This is a genomic window from Halostella sp. PRR32 (genome assembly GCF_034808085.1).
Classification (GTDB): Archaea; Halobacteriota; Halobacteria; order Halobacteriales; family Natronoarchaeaceae; genus Halostella; species Halostella pelagica.
In genome coordinates, this window is sequence record NZ_JAXHGL010000118.1 from 1 (window position 1) to 273 (window position 273).

General features: G+C 62.3%; 1 pseudogene. It reads right to left on the minus strand.

From position 1 onward, the window contains the following. Positions 1–145: pseudogene (locus SM753_RS21505) on the minus strand (universal stress protein); the annotation flags it as partial. Between the last annotated feature and the right edge of the window lie 128 nt (positions 146–273).

Here is a 273-nt window from a genome sequence, read left to right on the forward strand (position 1 = left end):
TGTCCGGTGCACCACCGGCCTTCTCGACGACGTGGACGACGACGACACGGTCGACGTCGTACGGTTCGAGGGCCGCTGCGGTCTTTCGGGCGTCCGATTCGTGTGCGACTGGAACGACTCCTGTGTCGGTGAGTCTCTTGCTCATACGTGGATCTCCTGGTCCGTCGTTTCGGTCGGTCTCGCTGTCTGTCGGTTCATCCGTCGACGACCTCCGGATTGCCGCTACGGAACGTCTCCAGCACTCTCTCGTTCGCCGAACTGCGTGACAGTACG